Source organism: Bacillus sp. FJAT-53060, from assembly GCF_037104745.1.
GTDB classification, from domain to species: Bacteria; Bacillota; Bacilli; order Bacillales; family Bacillaceae; genus Bacillus; species Bacillus stratosphericus_B.
The window spans coordinates 1-18088 of sequence record NZ_JBAWSW010000045.1 but is presented as its reverse complement, the minus strand read 5'-3'; the positions used below and the strand labels follow the sequence as shown (position 1 = coordinate 18088).

General features: G+C 39.4%; 16 protein-coding genes and 1 rRNA gene. 9 read left to right on the top strand and 8 right to left on the bottom strand.

Annotated features, from left to right (window positions below; all coding sequences use genetic code 11):
- From WAX46_RS13650 to dnaA, 8 genes are all read right to left on the bottom strand, one after another.
- Window positions 1-123, bottom strand: a 16S ribosomal RNA gene (locus WAX46_RS13650); the annotation flags it as partial.
- Between the two features lie 341 nt (window positions 124-464).
- Window positions 465-2957 (bottom strand): DNA gyrase subunit A, encoded by a 2493-nt coding sequence (gene gyrA / locus WAX46_RS13645; RefSeq protein ID WP_226569776.1) that lies wholly within the window; start codon window positions 2955-2957, stop codon window positions 465-467.
- 232 nt (window positions 2958-3189) lie between these two features.
- A complete protein-coding gene (gene gyrB, locus WAX46_RS13640) occupies window positions 3190-5106 on the bottom strand; it encodes a DNA topoisomerase (ATP-hydrolyzing) subunit B (RefSeq protein ID WP_336494196.1) in 1917 nt (638 codons plus the stop codon).
- Window positions 5107-5163: 57 nt separating this feature from the next.
- Complete coding sequence (gene remB, locus WAX46_RS13635; RefSeq protein WP_226569778.1) at window positions 5164-5409, bottom strand: extracellular matrix regulator RemB; 246 nt, start codon at window positions 5407-5409, stop codon at window positions 5164-5166.
- 17 nt (window positions 5410-5426) lie between these two features.
- Window positions 5427-6539, bottom strand: a complete 1113-nt coding sequence (recF, locus tag WAX46_RS13630) for a DNA replication/repair protein RecF (RefSeq protein ID WP_226569780.1) — start codon at window positions 6537-6539, stop codon at window positions 5427-5429.
- 16 nt (window positions 6540-6555) lie between these two features.
- Window positions 6556-6771: a S4 domain-containing protein YaaA gene (gene yaaA, locus WAX46_RS13625; RefSeq protein WP_226569783.1), complete on the bottom strand. Its 216-nt coding sequence runs from the start codon at window positions 6769-6771 to the stop codon at window positions 6556-6558.
- Window positions 6772-6921: 150 nt separating this feature from the next.
- Window positions 6922-8058, bottom strand: coding sequence for a DNA polymerase III subunit beta (dnaN, locus tag WAX46_RS13620; protein WP_226569785.1), 1137 nt, complete (start codon window positions 8056-8058; stop codon window positions 6922-6924).
- A 197-nt stretch (window positions 8059-8255) separates the two neighbouring features.
- Entirely contained in the window at window positions 8256-9596 is a 1341-nt protein-coding gene (dnaA, locus tag WAX46_RS13615; RefSeq protein ID WP_226569787.1) for a chromosomal replication initiator protein DnaA, read from the bottom strand.
- A gap of 618 nt (window positions 9597-10214) precedes the next feature.
- On the opposite strand from dnaA, the gene rpmH reads away from it, so the two are divergent.
- The 9 genes from rpmH to WAX46_RS13570 all read left to right on the top strand — a co-directional run.
- Window positions 10215-10349: a 50S ribosomal protein L34 gene (rpmH, locus tag WAX46_RS13610; protein ID WP_008360908.1), complete on the top strand. Its 135-nt coding sequence runs from the start codon at window positions 10215-10217 to the stop codon at window positions 10347-10349.
- Between the two features lie 78 nt (window positions 10350-10427).
- Entirely contained in the window at window positions 10428-10787 is a 360-nt protein-coding gene (gene rnpA / locus WAX46_RS13605) for a ribonuclease P protein component (RefSeq protein ID WP_226569789.1), read from the top strand.
- Between the two features lie 164 nt (window positions 10788-10951).
- On the top strand, window positions 10952-11728 hold the full coding sequence (gene spoIIIJ / locus WAX46_RS13600) for a YidC family membrane integrase SpoIIIJ (RefSeq protein WP_226569790.1): 777 nt from the start codon (window positions 10952-10954) through the stop codon (window positions 11726-11728).
- Between the two features lie 74 nt (window positions 11729-11802).
- A complete protein-coding gene (gene jag, locus WAX46_RS13595; protein WP_336494195.1) occupies window positions 11803-12348 on the top strand; it encodes an RNA-binding cell elongation regulator Jag/EloR in 546 nt (181 codons plus the stop codon).
- A 401-nt stretch (window positions 12349-12749) separates the two neighbouring features.
- Window positions 12750-14129, top strand: coding sequence for a tRNA uridine-5-carboxymethylaminomethyl(34) synthesis GTPase MnmE (gene mnmE, locus WAX46_RS13590; RefSeq protein WP_226569794.1), 1380 nt, complete (start codon window positions 12750-12752; stop codon window positions 14127-14129).
- 17 nt (window positions 14130-14146) lie between these two features.
- Complete coding sequence (gene mnmG / locus WAX46_RS13585; RefSeq protein ID WP_226569796.1) at window positions 14147-16033, top strand: tRNA uridine-5-carboxymethylaminomethyl(34) synthesis enzyme MnmG; 1887 nt, start codon at window positions 14147-14149, stop codon at window positions 16031-16033.
- Window positions 16034-16046: 13 nt separating this feature from the next.
- Complete coding sequence (gene rsmG, locus WAX46_RS13580) at window positions 16047-16766, top strand: 16S rRNA (guanine(527)-N(7))-methyltransferase RsmG (RefSeq protein WP_226569798.1); 720 nt, start codon at window positions 16047-16049, stop codon at window positions 16764-16766.
- Between the two features lie 105 nt (window positions 16767-16871).
- Window positions 16872-17747 carry a nucleoid occlusion protein gene (gene noc, locus WAX46_RS13575; protein WP_226569800.1) on the top strand — a complete coding sequence of 292 codons (876 nt, stop codon included), beginning with the start codon at window positions 16872-16874 and terminating at the stop codon, window positions 17745-17747.
- A gap of 112 nt (window positions 17748-17859) precedes the next feature.
- On the top strand, window positions 17860-18088 hold a 229-nt coding region (locus WAX46_RS13570; protein ID WP_336493650.1), incomplete at its 3' end, for a helix-turn-helix domain-containing protein.

Here is an 18088-nt window from a genome sequence, read left to right as displayed (position 1 = left end):
CCACGTGTTACTCACCCGTCCGCCGCTTACATCCGGGAGCAAGCTCCCTTCTGTCCGCTCGACTTGCATGTATTAGGCACGCCGCCAGCGTTCGTCCTGAGCCAGGATCAAACTCTCCGAAAAAGAACAAAACCGAAGTTCTGTTTTTCGTCAGTTTGACTGACTACCTATGAAGTATCATAGGATTTTTTATAATAACTCGAATTAACAGGTACGTTTTGTCTTGTTTAGTTTTCAAAGAACTTGTTTTCTACTCTCTCAAAGCGACCACTTAAATATATCATATATCCTTATCAACAGTCAATATTTTTCTTGAAAAACATTTTATTTTTAAAGAAGTTTTTCTGTGAAAGCGATAAAAAATAGAGCCTCTTTTTTTGCTCCTTTGAAAGGTTAACATATATCTATGAAAAAAGCATTATAAATTTCAAAAAAATAAAGCCGGTGAAGAAACGGCTTTATTTTTACTCAGGTTGCTCTTGATCTGACTCTGCGTTTTCTACATTTTCTTCATCGTCTTCTTGTGATTGTTCAACTAATGCGACTGTAGCGACATGCTCGTCATCACCCAGACGGATCAGGCGGACACCTTGAGTGACTCGACCTGTTGTGGAGATGTCTGAAACGGCCATACGAATGATCACACCGCTCCCTGTAATAATCATCAAATCTTCTTCAGCTCCAGCATTGGTCGCCTTCACTGCGACAAGCGGACCGTTGTTGTCAGTGATCTTGCATGTTTTAAGACCTTTACCGCCACGAGTTTGAACACGATATTCTTTTTCAGACGTTAATTTACCATAACCTTTTTCGGTTACGATCAATACGTTGGCATCTGGCTCAAGGATTTCCATTCCAACAACGATGTCATCCTCAGAAAGTGTGATCCCTTTGACTCCAGCTGCCGTACGTCCCATTTCACGAACATCTGTCTCGTGGAAACGAATGAGCATACCTTTTTTCGTTCCAATGATGATTTGCTTTTCTCCATTTGTTAAACGAACGGCCATCAGTTCGTCTTCGTCACGTAGGCTTAGTGCAATCAAACCGTTATTTCGAATGTTTGCAAACTGAGACAATGACGTTCGTTTCGATACACCATGTCTTGTTGTAAAGAAGAGATATGAATCTTCATCAAATTCGCTTACTGGAATAATGGCGTTAATCCACTCTCCCTTTTCTACTTCAAGAAGATTAATGATTGGAATCCCTTTCGCTGTCCGTCCAAATTCAGGAATCTCATATCCCTTCGCACGATAGACCTTCCCTTTGTTAGAGAAGAAGAGAATCGTATCGTGGGTTGATGTTGAGATCAGTTGTTCAACAAAATCATCCTCGTTGGTCCCCATTCCTTGGACACCTTTACCGCCTCTTTTTTGACTGCGGTACGTAGATGAAGGAAGACGCTTGATATAACCATTATGAGTCAGTGTAATCACGATGTTTTCAACAGGAATCAAGTCTTCGTCTTCAATTGTTTCAATACCCGCTGTCACAATTTCAGTACGGCGCGTATCATTATAGCGTTCTTTTATTTCCGTTAATTCTTCTCTAATGATTTCAAGAACTTTCTCATTATCTGCTAAAATGGCTTTCAATTCAGCAATCAAGTCAACAAGTCCTTTGTATTCTTCTTCTATCTTTTCTCTTTCCAAGCCTGTCAAGCGTTGGAGTCGCATATCAAGGATGGCTTGTGCTTGTTTTTCAGACAAGCTATAGTTTTCCATTAAACCATTTCTTGCAATTTCAGCAGTTTGAGAGCTTCTAATTAAAGAAATGACTTCATCTAAGTGATCAAGGGCAATTCTTAAGCCTTCTAAAATATGAGCTCTAGCTTCAGCTTTACGTAGCTCGTACGCTGTTCTTCTGCGAATGATCACTTTCTGATGCTCAAGATAATATTCAAGACATTGTTTGAGAGATAAGACTTTTGGCTGTCCGTCAACAAGCGCCAATAAGTTAACTCCAAATGACGTTTGAAGTGTCGTTTGTTTATAAAGATTGTTCAATAGAACATGGACATTTGCGTCTCTTCGCAGTTCAATGACAATCCGCATTCCATTACGATCAGATTCATCACGCAGATCTGTAATGCCATCAATCTTTTTATCGCGCACAAGATCAGCGATTTTTTCGATCAAACGAGCTTTGTTGACCTGATATGGAATTTCATTGATGACAATCCGCTGTTTACCGCTAGATGTTTCTTCAATGATTGATTTTGCACGTAGGGTAATAGAGCCTCGGCCCGTTTCATATGCCTTACGAATCCCGCTTCGGCCAATGATTTGTCCCGCAGTTGGGAAATCTGGTCCAGGAATAATCTCCATTAATTCCTGTGTGGTCATTTCTGGGTATTGACTAATAGCCAATACCCCATCAATTACTTCACCTAATTGGTGTGGGGGGATATTGGTGGCCATCCCTACAGCGATTCCTGTTGCCCCGTTGACCAATAAATTTGGGAATCTAGCAGGCATCACGATTGGCTCTCGTTCACTGCCATCGTAGTTATCTTGATAATCAATGGTATCCTTTGTGATATCACGGAGGATTTCCATCGAAATCTTAGATAAACGCGCCTCAGTATAACGCATAGCCGCTGCACCGTCTCCATCGACTGATCCAAAGTTCCCGTGCCCTTCAACTAGCATATTCCGATAGTTAAAATCTTGCGCCATCCGAACCATTGCTTCGTATACAGCGCTATCACCGTGCGGGTGGTACTTACCGATAACTTCCCCAACGATACGTGCAGATTTCTTAAACGGTTTATCACTTGTCATACCTAGGTCATTCATCGCATACAAAATTCTTCGATGCACGGGCTTTAATCCGTCTCGTACATCTGGTAACGCACGCGAAACAATAACACTCATTGCATAATCTAAAAAGGACGTACGCATTTCTTGGCTAATATTCACTTCGCGTACATTTGGTGTATGTTTTTCACTCAATATAAAAACCTCCCTTTACGTATCACATGAAATAAATTATGTGGGAGTAAAATATGTATTTATCTTCACAAGACTATTCTCCATTATATCAATATTCTTGGTGTTATACACATTTATTTACTAGAAAATCAGCGAAAACGCAGAAAACCAGGACATTCGTTTCACAGACCTGTTTTTTGAAAAACAACCTTATTCCAAAACAAGAAATAAGGTTGTTCTCAAGGGGACCTATCTAAATATCAAGATTTTTCACGTATTGTGCATTTTCTTCGATAAAGTTTCTTCTCGGTTCTACTTTATCTCCCATTAGCATTTCAAATGTCTCATCAGCATCGATTGCATCCTCAAGCGTGACTTGAAGAAGTGTTCTCGCTTCAGGGTCCATTGTTGTTTCCCAAAGCTGAGCAGCATTCATTTCTCCAAGACCTTTATATCGCTGGAGGCCAGGCTTCGGTGTTTGAGGCAGTGTTTGTAAGAGCTCATCTAACTGTTTATCGTTATACACATACTCCACACGTTTCCCTTGTTGCACTTTGTATAAAGGCGGCTGCGCAATATACACATAACCGTTTTCAATGATTTCACGCATGTAACGATAGAAGAATGTTAAGAGTAGCGTACGAATATGCGCTCCATCAACATCCGCATCTGTCATGATGACAATTTTGTGATAGCGTGCTTTCTCTAAAGTGAAGTCTTCGCCGATTCCAGTTCCTAATGCTGTAATCATTGAACGAACTTCGTTGTTAGATAGAATTTTATCTAATCGTGCTTTTTCAACGTTTAGAATCTTTCCTCTTAGTGGTAAGATCGCTTGGAAGTGACGATCACGACCTTGCTTAGCAGATCCACCCGCAGAGTCACCCTCTACGATATAGAGCTCAGAGATAGAAGGATCTTTGGAAGAACAGTCTGCCAGTTTTCCAGGCAAGCTAGAGACTTCTAGTGCACTTTTACGTCTTGTGAGCTCACGTGCCTTTTTGGCCGCCATTCTTGCACGAGCTGCCATTAGTCCTTTCTCCACAATTTTCTTCGCAGAATCAGGATTTTCAAGCAAGAATTTCTCTAGTGCTTCAGAGAAAAGAGAGTCTGTAATGGTTCTTGCTTCTGAGTTCCCAAGCTTTGTCTTCGTTTGTCCTTCGAATTGAGGGTCTGGATGTTTGATGGAGATAATCGCCGTTAGACCTTCTCGCACATCTTCACCGCTCAAATTCGAGTCTCCCTCTTTGAATACGCCGTTTTTACGAGCGTAATCATTGATGACACGCGTCAGACCTGTTTTAAAGCCTGCTTCGTGTGTTCCGCCTTCATATGTGTTGATATTGTTAGCGAAAGAATAGATATTGCTTGTATAGGAATTGTTGTATTGTAAGGCAACTTCGACAGTGATTCCATCTTTTTCTCCCTCGATGTAAACTGGTTCTTCATGAACCACTTCCTTCGAGCGATTTAAGTGTTCTACATAGCTCTTAATTCCGCCTTCGTAGCAGTATTCATTTCTCCGCTCTTTACCTTCACGTAAATCTTCAATGACGATGTTCACGCCTTTTGTTAAGAAAGCTAACTCACGTACACGGTTTGCAAGTGTATCGTAATCGAATTCAATGGTTTCCGTGAAAATTTCTTGATCTGGCACAAAATGAGTGATCGTCCCTGTTACATCTGTTTCACCAATGACCTGTATATCCCCAACTGGAACACCGCGTGTGAATTCCTGATAATGAATTTTCCCATCACGGTATACTGTCACGTCTAAGGTAGTAGATAACGCATTTACAACAGAAGCCCCTACACCATGCAAACCGCCAGATACTTTATAACCGCTGCCATCAAACTTACCGCCAGCGTGAAGAACAGTCATAATGACCTCTACTGCAGGGCGTCCCATCTTTTCATGAATCCCAACAGGAATACCGCGGCCATTATCTTTCACAGTAATGCTGTTATCTTTTTCAATTTGCACTGTAATGTCTGTACAATATCCAGCTAATGCCTCATCAATACTGTTATCGACAATTTCCCATACAAGATGGTGAAGTCCTTTTGCATTGGTTGACCCAATGTACATTCCTGGACGTTTTCTAACAGCTTCTAGTCCTTCAAGCACCTGTATTTGATTTTCATCATAACTATTATGTTGCTGTTCCATTGCCACGTACATTCACCTACACTTTTCTTAAACGATATATTTATATGAATTGAGCTTTTAGACTTCAATTTCAACCACAAATGAAGCACGTTTTTTGAGCGTACTTGAGGAAAGAGGAGAGTAATAAACGGATTCAGTTGTGACGACAATGGATTTGGGTGTCCCTTGTGACAACGAAATGACTTGTTCCTCTTGTTTTTGAAGAAATTCTTCTACAACAGAAGATGACCTCATTTTGTAATCAACAATTGCGACAATCTCTCGTGTAGAAACAACACAATCATCACCTAAATGAATATACAAGACTCACACCTCATTTATCAGTCAATTACTTTTCCACTGGCTACTCTAAAAATTTCCGCTTCTTTCAGTGTAGCGTGATCGATGCCTTCAACACTTGGTGTGGTGACGAAGGTTTGTACACGTCCCTGAATGGTATGGAGCAAATGAGACTGTCTGTAATCATCAAGTTCAGATAAAACATCATCGAGTAGAAGAATTGGGTATTCACCGATTTCTTCGTGTATCAGATCAATTTCTGCCAGCTTTAGTGAAAGAGCTGTAGTTCTTTGCTGCCCTTGAGAGCCATATGTCTGAACATCCCGACCATTCACAAAGAAAAGAAGATCATCTCTGTGAGGTCCCCACAGTGTCACCCCTCGGTCTATTTCTCTGTCTATTAGTTTCTGAAACGATTCTTCATAGCTATTTTTTATTTTCGACAAATCTGACGCTTCTGATACCTCTAGCGCTGTCTGGTATTGGAGCGTGAGTGTTTCTAGCTCTCTAGAAATCCCAAAATGCAACGGCTGAGCCCATTTTTCAAGCTGTTTCGTAAAAGTAAGTCGCCTTTTGACAACCTTCGCTGCCGCATCAATCAACTGCTCTGTTAATATATCCAGCATCGCTTGATCCGTTTGCTTTCTTGTTTGCAATTGTTTCAAGTAATGATTTCGCTGCGACAGGATTTTTTGATAGAGCGATAAATCATGCAAGTAGACAACAGAAACTTGTCCAATCTCCATGTCGAGGAATCTTCTGCGGACTTGCGGGCTGCCCTTTACAAGACTCAGATCCTCCGGTGCAAACATGATGGTGTTTAAAGCACCAACATAATGACTGAGCTTCTGTTGTTCAATGTGATTGACCTTTCCCTTTTTACCTTTTTTTGAGATCACGAGCTGCATTGGGAGAGGACCGTTTTTTTTGATGACTCTACCTTCTATTTTAGCATAATCTTCGTCCCACTGGATAAGTTCTTTATCATTTGACGTACGATGAGACTTTGCCATCGACAATACATAGATCGCTTCCATCAAGTTCGTTTTACCTTGAGCGTTCTCACCGATCATGACATTGACCTTATTGTCGAATTGAAGTTCAGTGTGTTCATAGTTTCGGTATGAGGTTAAGGCCAGACTCTGAATGTACATGTATTGTCACCCGTTTCTAATTCACAACTTGAAATGTGCCATAACCTTCAATCTCGACAACATCCCCTGGGTATAATTTACGTCCCCTTCTATTATCTGGATCTTGATTAATGAACACCTCATGTTCACTTAAAAACCATTTCGCCATTCCGCCAGATTGGATTACTTCGGCTAATTTCAAAAACTGCCCTAATGTAATCATTTCTGTTTCAATGGTTATAAGATTAGGCATTGTATCGACCTCTTTCAATATCACTAATATCTAATTGTACTAAAAAACAAGACAAGAAGGAAAGGGGAAAAGAGAACTGCGATGAAAGAAAGCATGGTAAACGAGAAGAGAAGCTGCTGTGCATTCACACAGCAGCCATAATAGATCAAATTAATACGTTCTGACTGGAAGAATCAATTGCAAGATTGAATCATCATTCGGCGTGCATAAAAGAAATGGCCTCATCGCACCAGTGAACCTTACATGAATGTCTGTTCCCTCTAATACTTTTAAAGCATCTAGCATATACTTCGGACTAAAGGAGATCTTTAGGTCCTCCCCCTTAATGTCATCCGCTTGAACAGTTTCAACTACTTTACCAATTTCAGGAGAATTAGAAGAAATTTCTAGAATTTGTGCCGGATCAGCAGACAGCTTCACAACGTTATTACGTCCCTCTCTTGCAAAAAGTGATGCGCGATCAATGGCTTGTAAGAATTCCTTCGTGTTCACCACAACATCCGTTTTACTTTCTTGAGGGATGAGACGGTCAGTATCAGGATAATTACCATCTAACATTCTTGAGAAGAACAGCACGTTTTGTGCTTTAAAAAGAACTTGTGTCTCGGTAATCACGATGCTCACAAGGTCTTGTCCATCATCAAGAATTTTACTTAGCTCTGTTAAACTCTTACCTGGAATGACCACATTGTACGAGCTTTCCTCGTTTATCTCTAACTTCGCTTTTCTTAAAGCTAAACGGTGGCTATCCGTTGCAGTACATATTAATTCACCTTTTTCCACCTTCCAGTTTACACCTGTCAAGATAGGTCGTGTTTCTGAGGTGGACACCGCAAAAACAGTTTGGCGAATCAAGTTTTTGAGCAGATCAGTTGGAATTTGAAATGCATGATGCTCTTCAATTTGAGGCAGATGCGGATATTCTTCAGCATCTAAGCCATTTAAATTAAATTCTGCTGAACCAGAGCGAATGATGGTTAGATAGTTTTGTTCTACTTCAATTTCGACTGTAGACATTGGCAGTTTCTTAACGATTTCACTAAAGAAGCGAGCCTGAAGTACAATACTTCCGGGACGATCAATTGTAATGACTTCTAAATCTCCATCTCTTTTAGGAATAAAAGATTCAATTGAAATGTCAGAATCACTTCCTGTAAGAGAAACTCCCTCACCAGATGCAACAATTTTAATCCCTGTCAAAATAGGAATCGTTGTTCTAGAGGAAACGGCCTTTAATACATCTTGGACACATTCAACAAGACGATCTTTTTGAATAGTGAATTTCATAGTGATCCTCCTAAATTTTCTTAGACATGTATGTATATATTTATTTATAAAAAGATCGTAGAAGTAATAGTAGGGCTTGTGAATATGTGGATAAGTTAGTGAAACGCTAGGGAAGGCGGTCTATCCACATGTGGATAGACTGTGTATGACCATGCTGGAGTTATTCACATTTTCCCGTACTAACAATATCAGCTTGCTTATTTTAATTGTTCTTTGATCTCTTTGACATGCTGTTGAAGCTGTTCATCTTCAACAATTAATTTCGAAATTTTTTCATGAGCATGAATGACAGTCGTATGATCACGTCCGCCAAATTCCTCTCCGATTTTAGGTAGAGAGGAATCAGTCATTTCCCTAGAGAGGTACATGGCAATTTGTCTTGGATATGCTACTGATTTTGTCCGTTTCTTCGCTTTGAAATCCTCTAATCGGATATTAAATTGTTGTCCTACAATTCTTTGAATATCTTTAATCGTAATAACCCTTGGTTTGGATGAAGGAATAATGTCCTTTAGGGCTTCAGCTGCTAAATCAGCATTGATGTCTTTATTAATTAAAGAAGAGTAAGCAACGACACGAATTAAAGCACCCTCCAACTCCCGAATGTTGCTGTCGATTTGATTGGCAATATAAAGCATGACCTCATTGGGTATGTCTAAACCTTCTGCCTTTGCCTTTTTGCGTAAGATCGCAATACGCGTTTCTAGATCTGGCGGGGTAATGTCTGTAATTAACCCCCATTCAAATCGGGAGCGTAATCTGTCTTCAAGTGTCGGAATTTCCTTCGGCGGTCGATCACTAGAAATGACGATTTGCTTACTTTCTTCGTGAAGTGTGTTAAATGTATGGAAAAATTCTTCTTGTGTTTGTTCTTTTCCTGCTAAAAATTGAATATCATCTATCAAAAGCACATCTACATTCCGATAGCGATTACGGAAGTCGACAGCTTTGTTGTCACGGATCGAGTTGATAAATTCATTTGTAAATTTTTCAGATGATAGATAGACCACTTTCGCTGATGGATTATGGTCTATGACGTAATGACCAATCGCATGCATCAAATGAGTCTTTCCTAAACCAACGCCCCCATAAATAAAGAGCGGATTATATGCTTTTGCTGGTGCTTCTGCCACGGCAAGTGAAGCGGCATGAGCAAAACGGTTGCCTGACCCAATCACAAAAGTATCAAATGTATATTTGGGATTCAACATATTTTGTGGAATTTCAACGGGTTCTTCTTTCGACATTTTTTTTATTGGAGACTTTGGCATGGCTTCCTCTTCGTCCTGATTTTGAGGAATAATGAACTTGATGCTGAGCTCTTCACCTGTCAGTTCATATATGGTATCTGCTATTAAGTGAAGATATCTTGACTCCAGCCAGTCTCTAGCAAATTCATTGGGTGCAGTGATGGTGAGCGTATCACCATTAAGAGAATGGGCTTTTGTCGATTTCATCCATGTTTCAAAACTAGGTTTGCTCAATTTTGTCTCTATTTTTTGAAGTGCTTTATTCCACAGGTCCAAAATATTTTCCATAAGGCTTCTCCCCCCTCCTTTTCTTTTTAAAATGACCAGTATCAAACTGTTATAGAACACAGAAAAGAGCAAATGGTGATTACCATTCGTGCACATCTTTTGTTGAAAACAATTAATATAGTAGAAAAACGTCTTTTCGACAAATTACACAATTTGTGGATAAACAATTCAACAGGCTGTGTACTATCTTTCCACAGGTTATCCACAATTTGTGGATAACCTAAATGGGCCGGATCAAAAATTAAGAGTTAAACACAAATATAATATCAAAATAAGCAAGATGGTGCAATGGGTGTTGTAAACTTATCCACACACTTTACATACTGTTGAAAAATAATTATCCACATAGGTTATTTGTGTGAAAAAATGTCGATAAAGTGTGTGGATAGTCTAATTATGCCGGGAAAATATCCACATCCTTGTTTTAAAGGTCTTTTAGGAGGAAAAAAAGAATAAAATGCTGGAAACTGAAAAAGAATGTTTCTTCACTTGATAACTTGTGTTATGCTTATAAGGTTGATAATAAGAGTTTTATCATTGATATTGACAATCGATGGGTTACACAAATATAATGAGTTAGACTGTCTTAAACAGCTATTCCTCAGGGAGGTGTCATAAATGAAAAGAACGTTTCAACCAAATAACCGTAAGCGTAGTAAAGTTCATGGCTTCCGTAGCCGTATGAGTTCTAAAAACGGACGTCTAGTTTTAAAGCGACGCCGCAGCAAAGGTAGAAAAAAATTATCAGCCTAGGCCACTGAATAATGTCAGTGGTCTTTTTTACATAAAATCGTAAATGAACTGTCAGTTTTTATCGGAGTGGAAGAAAACATGAAGAAGCGAAACAGGATAAAAAAAAATGAAGAGTTTCAAAAAGTGTTCAAACAAGGTCAATCAATGGCTAATCGCCAATTCGTAATTTACCAGCTGGATCAACCACATCGAGATGAACTGCGTTTGGGATTGTCTGTTAGTAAGAAGATAGGTAATGCAGTGATAAGAAATCGAATTAAACGACTGGTCCGTCAGGTATTTTTAGAGGAAGGTCATAAGTTAAAGAAAGAAAAAGACTACATTGTGATTGCTCGAAAACCAGCAAGCGAATTGACCTTTGAGGAAACAAAGAAGTCTCTCCAGCATTTATTTAGAAAATCCGCTGTTTATCAACAACAACCGAAAAAGTCTTCGTAATAGAAACTTTCGTTGAATCAATTTTTAAAAGCGCTTCCTTCATCTAGTGAATTAAAATGAAATCACCACTTTGTAATGAAAAAATGTTACCATACTGATTAGGTGAGTCACTTTCGTAATCATTTCCAACTTAAATAAAGTTTGAAGTAATGGGAGGAATCTTGTTGAAAAGGCGATTATTACTAATATTTAGCTTAATTGGCGTGTTGGTTCTATTGGCAGGATGTACACAAATTAATGAACCAATTACATCAGATAGTGAGGGATTCTGGAATTCTTATATTGTTTACCCGCTATCTCAATTAATCACGTACATGGCAAATTTAACTGGTGAAAACTATGGTGTTGCGATTATTATCGTAACAGTTTTGATCCGTTTGCTCATATTACCATTAATGATTAAACAGTTAAGAAGTACAAAAGCAATGCAAGCACTGCAGCCAGAATTGAAAAAGCTTCGTGAAAAATACAGCTCAAAAGATCAAAAAACGCAGCAGCAGCTCCAACAGGAAACAATGGCACTTTTCCAAAAGAATGGTGTAAATCCTTTGGCAGGGTGTTTCCCGATTCTCATTCAAATGCCAATCTTAATTGGTTTTTATCATGCGATTATGAGAACAGCTGAAATCAAAAAGCACACATTTCTATGGTTTGACTTAGGTAGTCCAGATCCATTATTTCTATTACCGATTATTGCGGGTGTAGCTACTTTTGTTCAGCAGAAGCTAATGATGGCAGGGAATCCTTCGGACAACCCACAAATGGCGATCATGCTTTGGGTTATGCCGATTATGATTGTTGTATTTGCAATTAGTTTCCCAGCGGCACTTTCATTGTACTGGGTGGTAGGTAACATCTTTATGATCATTCAAACATTGGTGATTAGAACACCTCAAGTACAAGTTCATACAAAAGAAAAAGATGGCGGGAATAAAAAATGAAGGAAATAACTGCTGTCGGTCGTACAATCGAAGAAGCAGTAGATTCCGGACTTAAACAAATTTAGCTACTAAAAATAGATGTAGATATCACAATAGTAGATGAAGGAAGTAAAGGTCTTCTAGGATTATTTGGTAAAAGACAAGCTGTTGTCAAGTTAGTAGAAAAGAGAGATGCTCTCAAATTATCTACACATTATTTGGATAAAATTGTTAAATCAATTGATCCTAAAGCGAAAATTGTTTTTTACAAGCAACCGAAAAAGATATCTTTCGACATTCACGGAGATAAAACGTCGTTAATGATTGGAAAAAGAGGACAAACATTATACTCTTTAGAAACATTGGTACAGTTAGTGTTTAACCGGTATTCCGATCAGTATCATCATATTACCATTGATATTGGAGATTATAGGAAGAAACGTCAAGAAGCACTTGAACAATATGCCATCAAGACGGCAAACCGTGTTTTAAAAACGAAGAGAAAGGTTCATTTAGAACCTATGCCTTCTAATGAACGAAAAGTCGTTCATGATACGATCGCTGCATTTTCTAAAACACTTGATACGGTATCAGAAGATACAGGCAGCAAACGTCATGTTGTGGTGCTGTATATAAATTAGCAGAAAGGCTAAGATTCAGCAAAGCTGGATTTTAGCCTTTTTTTATTGAAAAATTCCCTTTCAATAGAAGTTTCATCCTTTATTTCTAAGAAGTTAATATGCTTTTTGTATGGAAAAAGTCATTTTTACTATGTATACCAGCATTAGGGCGTTTGAATTTCGTAAATTTAGGTGTAAGATGTGTAGACAAGTTGAGAACGTCGTTATTCACATGTGGATAAGTTAAGTGGTAAAATAGATAGGGTGTAAAGTTGTGGATAATTAGATATGGAATGCTTTCACTTCGCATTCATTTGTGGTATCTTTAAATTTTGGATTAAGCGTTTTTGATATATAAATGGACATTGTCCATTAAATAGATAAAAGACTGTCTATTAAGTAGAGAAAGAGGTGAATGAGCGGTGGATACAATTGCAGCAATTTCTACACCAATGGGTGAAGGGGCAATTGCAATTATTCGTTTAAGTGGGCCTAATGCGGTTCAAATCGCTGATCGGATGTATAAGGGTCCGAAGGAGAAAAAACTTGTTTCAGTGGATTCCCATACCATTCATTATGGTCATATTGTGGATTCTAGCACAGATCAAGTGATAGAAGAGGTCATGGTGTCGGTATTAAGGGCACCAAAAACATTTACGAGAGAAGACGTTATTGAGATCAACTGCCATGGCGGAATTGTGACGGTAAATAAAGTATTACAGCTTGCTTTAAGAGAAGGAGCAAGATTAGCGGAGCCAGGTGAGTTTACAAAACGTGCTTTCTTAAATGGACGAATTGATCTTTCGCAAGCAGAAGCCGTAATGGACTTGATTCGTGCAAAGACAGACCGTGCGATGAATGTGGCGATCACTCAAATGGAGGGGCGTCTCTCCAGTTTGATTAAACGACTTCGAGGCGAGATATTGGAAACATTGGCACATGTTGAAGTGAACATTGACTACCCTGAGTATGACGATGTTGAAGAAATGACACATCGAGTACTAGTTGAAAAAGCGGCATCAGTGAAAAAGGAAATTGAATCGCTGCTCACGACTTCACACCAAGGGAAAATCCTTCGTGAGGGCTTATCAACTGTTATTATCGGAAGGCCAAATGTAGGGAAGTCTTCCTTGCTGAATAGTCTTGTACAGGAAACGAAGGCGATTGTGACGGATATTCCTGGAACAACGAGAGATGTCATCGAGGAGTATGTGAATGTAAGAGGCGTACCCCTTCGTTTAGTAGATACCGCTGGGATACGTGAGACTGAGGACATTGTTGAGCGTATAGGGGTTGAACGTTCAAGACAGGTCTTAAAAGAAGCCGACCTGATTTTACTTGTGCTCAATTATAGTGAGGAATTATCAGAGGAAGATATCAAACTTTTTGAAGCTGTCTCAGGTATGGATATCATTGTGATTGTTAATAAGACAGATCTTGAGCCTAAGCTTGATGTAGAAAAGGTTAAGCAGCTAGCGAAGGATCGTCCGGTGGTCACAACATCATTGTTACAAGAAAAAGGGATTGATGAACTTGAAATGGCTATTCAATCACTATTCTTCACAGGTTCAATTGAAAGTGGAGATTTAACGTATGTAAGTAATACGAGGCATATTGCACTTCTTCAGGCAGCAAAACAATCAATTGAAGATGCTCTTGAAGGAATTGAAATGGACGTACCGATCGATATTGTTCAAATAGATTTAACTCGCTGCTGGGAGCAGCTAGGTGAAATTATTGGGGATGCTGTTCATGAAAGCTTGATTGATCAGTTATTCTCTCAATTCTGTTTAGGAAAGTAAAGGGAGGAACATAAGAAATGGGTTATGAAGCTGGCCAATATGATGTAATCGTCGTAGGTGCCGGACATGCAGGTGTTGAGGCTGCTCTTGCTTCTGCAAGACAAGGCGCCAAAACACTTGTATTGACCATCAACCTCGATATGGTTGCTTTTATGCCATGTAATCCGTCCGTAGGTGGTCCGGCAAAAGGGATTGTCGTCAGAGAAATTGATGCACTAGGCGGAGAAATGGCGCGGAATATAGATAAGACGCATATTCAAATGCGCATGCTGAATACTGGGAAAGGACCTGCTGTCCGTGCGTTAAGAGCGCAAGCAGATAAGTTCCAATATCAGCACGAAATGAAAAAAACAATGGAAAATGAACCAAACCTGACAATGCTACAGGGTATGGTGGATCATTTAATTGTAGAAGATGATGAATGTAAAGGTGTCGTTACACAAACAGGCGCGAATTATCGTGCGAAATCTGTTGTCTTAACGACTGGTACTTTCTTAAAAGGTCGCATTATTTTAGGGGATCTTTCTTATTCAAGCGGCCCTAATAACCAGCAGCCTTCCATTAAATTATCGGATCATCTAGCAGAATTAGGATTTGATTTGGTTCGTTTTAAAACAGGAACACCACCTCGAGTGAATAGCCACTCGATTGACTATAGTAAGACAGAAATTCAACCAGGTGACAATGTACCACGGGCGTTTTCCTATGAAACGGTTGAATATATTACAGATCAATTGCCATGCTGGTTAACATACACGAGTTTAGAGACACATCAAATTATTGATGAGAATCTTCACCGTTCTCCAATGTATTCAGGTATGATTAAAGGAACTGGTCCAAGATACTGTCCTTCCATTGAAGATAAGGTGGTTCGTTTTAATGATAAACCAAGACATCAAATTTTCTTAGAGCCAGAAGGTCGTAATACGCAAGAAGTTTATGTTCAAGGTTTATCTACAAGTCTTCCGGAGGATGTACAACAGCGTATGCTTTCAACCATCCCAGGACTTGAAAATGTACAAATGATGCGAGCGGGCTATGCCATCGAGTATGATGCCATTGTTCCTACACAGCTGTGGCCGACACTTGAGACGAAGAAAATTTCTCGATTATATACAGCCGGTCAAATTAATGGAACGTCCGGTTATGAGGAAGCAGCAGGTCAAGGAATTATGGCAGGTATTAATGCAGGAAGAAAAGCATTAGGGAAAGAAGAAGTCATTTTAAGCCGATCTGATGGATATATCGGTGTTCTGATCGATGATCTTGTCACAAAGGGAACAAATGAACCTTACCGTCTGTTGACATCTCGCGCAGAGTACCGTCTACTTCTACGGCATGACAATGCTGATTTAAGATTAACCGAGCTTGGATATAACATTGGATTAATTTCTGAAGAGAGATTCCAAGCATTCCAGCAGAAAAAAGAAGCCATTGAAGCAGAGAAAAAACGTTTATATTCTGTGATCATTAAACCAACAACCGAAACACAGGAGTATATTCGTTCACTTGGTGGAAGTGAGCTGAAAGACGGCATCCGTGCAAGTGATTTAATGAAGCGCCCAGAAATGAACTATGAGACTGTTGTGAAATTAGCTCCTGCTGAAACGCTACTTCCTTCAGAAGTATGTGAGCAGGTAGAGATTCAAATTAAATACGAAGGTTATATTGAAAAGTCGCTCCAACAAGTTGAAAAGCTGAAAAAGATGGAGAACAAAAAGATTCCGGATCGAATCGATTATGATGCCATTAAAGGAATTGCAACTGAAGCGAAACAAAAGCTGAAAGAAGTCCGACCGCTTTCTGTTGCACAAGCTTCTCGTATTTCAGGCGTTAACCCTGCTGATATTTCTATCCTTTTAGTGTATTTGGAGCAGGGACGTATTGCGAAGATAGCAAAGTAGAAAGGATGTCGGCATGAACATTGAACAATTTACAGCAGCACTAGAGGAGAAAGGGACCACTCTTTCTCCAGTGCAGCTTGAACAATTTGAAACTTACTTCCGCATGCTTGTAGAATGGAACGAGAAGATGAATTTAACATCCATTACAGAAAAGGAAGAAGTGTATTTAAAGCATTTTTATGATTCGATATCAGCAGCATTTTTTATTGATTTTCACAATGTGACAACCATTTGTGATATTGGAGCTGGTGCTGGTTTTCCAAGTATTCCTCTTAAAATTTGTTTCCCTCATCTACATGTGACCATTGTTGATTCTCTTCAGAAACGAATTACGTTTCTAAATGAATTATCAAAAGGGTTAAACTTACAAGATACTTCTTTTTATCATGATCGTGCGGAGACCTTTGGCCAACGTAAGGATCAGCGTGAAAGCTATGACCTTGTCACTGCTAGAGCGGTTGCACGTTTATCGGTCTTGAGCGAACTATGTCTGCCTTTGGTGAAAAAGGGAGGATGGTTTGTTGCGTTAAAAGCATCTGCAGCTGACGAAGAAATGAAAGCAGGGAAAAAAGCCGTCACTGTCCTCGGAGGAGAGGTTGTTGAAAGGCATTCCTTTGTTCTTCCTTTAGAAGAAAGTGAACGGAACATCATTGTCATTGAAAAGAAAAAGCAAACACCAAAAAAATATCCTAGAAAACCAGGAACACCTAATAAATCACCAATAGAAGGTTGATCATGTAAAAGGTCGGTTTTTCTTCAATATTTATGATTTTACAGAAGGAAAAAACATGAGAAAATAGAATTATAAAAAGGTAGTTTTTAAAGGTGGTGTAGGTTCATGAAGCATTCACTCTCACGCTTCTTCGGGCTTGGTGACAAAGAGCATCCTGAGCGTGAAACCGATATAGAGGCAGGGATTGCTGAGCATGATACATTAAAGGAAGAGATACAGGAGCTCCCGGTCGACACAATTATGCCTAACCGTTTTCAGCCACGCACCATTTTTTCAGAAGAAAAGATACAAGAGCTGGCCACGACTATTCATACACACGGCATTATTCAACCCATTGTTGTCAGACCAACAGAAGAAGAAGGAAAATATGAACTGATCGCCGGCGAAAGACGTTGGAGAGCGGTACAAACTCTTCAATGGGAGAAGATCCCCGCTATTATAAAAGATTTTACTGATACAGAAACGGCCTCTGTGGCATTGATTGAAAATTTGCAAAGAGAAGAGCTGTCTGCTATAGAAGAGGCTCATGCTTATGCACGTCTTTTAGAGCTTCATGAATTAACGCAAGAGGCACTTGCTCAGCGCTTAGGCAAGGGACAATCGACTGTTGCAAACAAATTAAGACTTTTAAAGTTGCCTGAAGAGGTACAACAGGCCATTTTGGAGAAAAAAATCTCTGAGAGACATGCTCGATCGCTTGTACCCCTAAAGCTTCCAGAATTACAAATTGTTCTATTAAAGGAAATTATCGAAAAGCAGCTGAATGTGAAACAAACTGAAGAGCGTGTAGTGAAGATGCTTGAACAAAAAACAGATCGCAAACCAAAGCCAAAACGTAAGGCGTTTAGTCGAGATACAAGAATTGCGATGAATACCATTCGCCAGTCTCTCCATATGGTAGAAGACAGCGGACTTAAAATAAATACCGAGGAAGAAGAATTTGAGGAGTACATCCAATTAACGATTCGAATTCCTAAATAGAAAAAAGCTGATGAGATGGGACTGACCCCCTAAGATGAGACAAATAAAAAACACCTTCAAGTTTGAAAACGGACCGTTGTGATCCGAAATAAAACATGGAGGTGTTTTTTCTATGGGGACAAGAGTGAGTTATCCAGTTGAAGTCAAACAGAAGGCTGTAGAAATGAGATTGGCAGGTGTACCTATGAAAGAGATCATGCAGGAATTGAATATAAAGAATAAGACGCAGGTTCAGACATGGGTGAGGTGGCATAAGGCTGGGGATACACACAGGTTCGAACAGCCTGTTGGAAAACAATATATCTATGGAAAGGGTCCCGAGTACTCTTCCGAATTAGAGA

Coding starts and splice junctions, on each gene's coding strand:
- gyrB (WP_336494196.1), bottom strand. CDS start 5,106: ATGGAACAGCAACATAATAGTTATGATGAAAATCAAATACAGGTGCTT.
- recF (WP_226569780.1), bottom strand. CDS start 6,539: ATGTACATTCAGAGTCTGGCCTTAACCTCATACCGAAACTATGAACAC.
- yaaA (WP_226569783.1), bottom strand. CDS start 6,771: ATGCCTAATCTTATAACCATTGAAACAGAAATGATTACATTAGGGCAG.
- dnaN (WP_226569785.1), bottom strand. CDS start 8,058: ATGAAATTCACTATTCAAAAAGATCGTCTTGTTGAATGTGTCCAAGAT.
- dnaA (WP_226569787.1), bottom strand. CDS start 9,596: ATGGAAAATATTTTGGACCTGTGGAATAAAGCACTTCAAAAAATAGAG.
- rpmH (WP_008360908.1), top strand. CDS start 10,215: ATGAAAAGAACGTTTCAACCAAATAACCGTAAGCGTAGTAAAGTTCAT.
- rnpA (WP_226569789.1), top strand. CDS start 10,428: ATGAAGAAGCGAAACAGGATAAAAAAAAATGAAGAGTTTCAAAAAGTG.
- mnmG (WP_226569796.1), top strand. CDS start 14,147: ATGGGTTATGAAGCTGGCCAATATGATGTAATCGTCGTAGGTGCCGGA.
- rsmG (WP_226569798.1), top strand. CDS start 16,047: ATGAACATTGAACAATTTACAGCAGCACTAGAGGAGAAAGGGACCACT.
- noc (WP_226569800.1), top strand. CDS start 16,872: ATGAAGCATTCACTCTCACGCTTCTTCGGGCTTGGTGACAAAGAGCAT.